We start from the raw sequence: 1,546 nt of genomic DNA on the forward strand, positions 1-1,546 counted from the left end.
ATCGTCACCACCTTCACCGCCGGCCAGCAGACCACGCTGCCGATCTGGATGCTGCAGGAGCTGATCCGGCCGCGGCAGCGGCCCGTCACCAACGTGGTGGCGGTGGTGATCATCGCCCTGACCTTCGTGCCGATCCTCGGCGCCTACCTGCTGACCCGTTCCGACGAACCGACCCCACGCTGAAGGAGCCCGCCATGGCCGACATCGCCTTGCCCACCGAACTGCTGATCGACGGCGCCTTCGTCGCCGGCGATGGCGAGCCCGAGAAGGTGTTCAATCCTGCCACCGGCGAGGTGCTGGTCGCGGTGCGCGAAGCGTCGCTGGACCAGGTGCACAAGGCGGTGTCGGCCGCCCACCGCGCCTTCGACGCCTGGAGCGAGACCACGCCGATGGAGCGCTCGCGCATGCTGCTGAAGTTGGCCGACAGCATCGAGTCGCGCGCCGAGGAGTTCGCCCGCCTCGAATCGCTGAACTGCGGCAAGCCCTTCGCCCGCGCGCTCGGCGACGAGATTCCGGCCATCGCCGACTGCTTCCGCTACTTCGCCGGCGCCGCGCGTTGCATGAGCGGCACGGTGAGCAACGAGTACCTGCCCGGCCACACCAGCATGATCCGGCGCGACGCGGTCGGCGTCGTCGCGTCGATCGCGCCCTGGAACTACCCGCTCCTGATGGCCGCCTGGAAGACCGCCCCGGCGCTCGCTGCCGGCAACACCGTCGTCCTCAAGCCGAGTGAGCAGACGCCGCTGACGACGCTGTTGCTCGCAAGGCTCGCGGCCGAGATCTTTCCCAAGGGGGTGCTTAACGTGATCTGCGGCCGCGGCTCGACGGTCGGCCAGCCGCTGGTGGAGCATGCGAAGGTCGACATGGTGAGCGTCACCGGCGACGTGTCGACCGGCCGCAAGATCCTGCAGGCCGCCACCGGCACTCTCAAGCGGACCCACCTCGAGCTCGGCGGCAAGGCGCCGGTCATCGTGTTCGACGACGCCGACGTCGCCAGCGTCGTCGAAGGGCTGCGCACCTTCGGCTACTACAACGCCGGGCAGGACTGCACCGCCGCCTGCCGCGTCTACGCCGGCGGCAAGGTCTACGACAAGCTCGTGGCCGACCTGTCCAGCGCCGTCAAGGGCCTGAAGGTCGGCACCCAGGACGAGCCCGACGTCGAGTTGGGGCCGCTGATCAGCGATCGCCAGCGCAACCGCGTGGCCAGCTTCGTCGAGCGCGCGCAGATGACCGGCCACATGGAGATCACCGCCGGCGGCAAGGCCCGCCCCGGCAGCGGCTTCTTCTACGAGCCCACCGTGGTGGCCGGGGCGCGCCAGGAGGACGAGATCGTCAAGCGCGAGGTCTTCGGCCCGGTGGTCAGCGTGACCCGCTTCAACGACACGGAGCAGGCCATCGCCTGGGCCAACGACAGCGACTACGGGCTCGCCTCGAGCGTCTGGACGCAGGACGTGGGCCGCGCGATGCGGGTCGCCAAGAAGCTGCGCTACGGCTGCACCTGGATCAACACCCACTTCATGCTCGTCAACGAGATGCCGCACGGCGG

At 69.5% G+C, this 1,546-nt stretch carries 1 protein-coding gene and 1 pseudogene; both read left to right on the top strand.

Translation table 11 applies throughout. From position 1 onward, the window contains the following. A pseudogene (locus tag AC30N0_RS19720) lies at positions 1-183 on the top strand (ABC transporter permease); the annotation flags it as partial. Between the two features lie 11 nt (positions 184-194). Next, positions 195-1,546: gamma-aminobutyraldehyde dehydrogenase (locus tag AC30N0_RS19725; RefSeq protein ID WP_489519582.1), on the top strand; the 1,352-nt coding region annotated here is incomplete at its 3' end.

It is taken from the genome of Rhizobacter sp. (assembly GCF_031412495.1).
Lineage (GTDB): Bacteria > Pseudomonadota > Gammaproteobacteria > Burkholderiales > Burkholderiaceae_C > Schlegelella_A.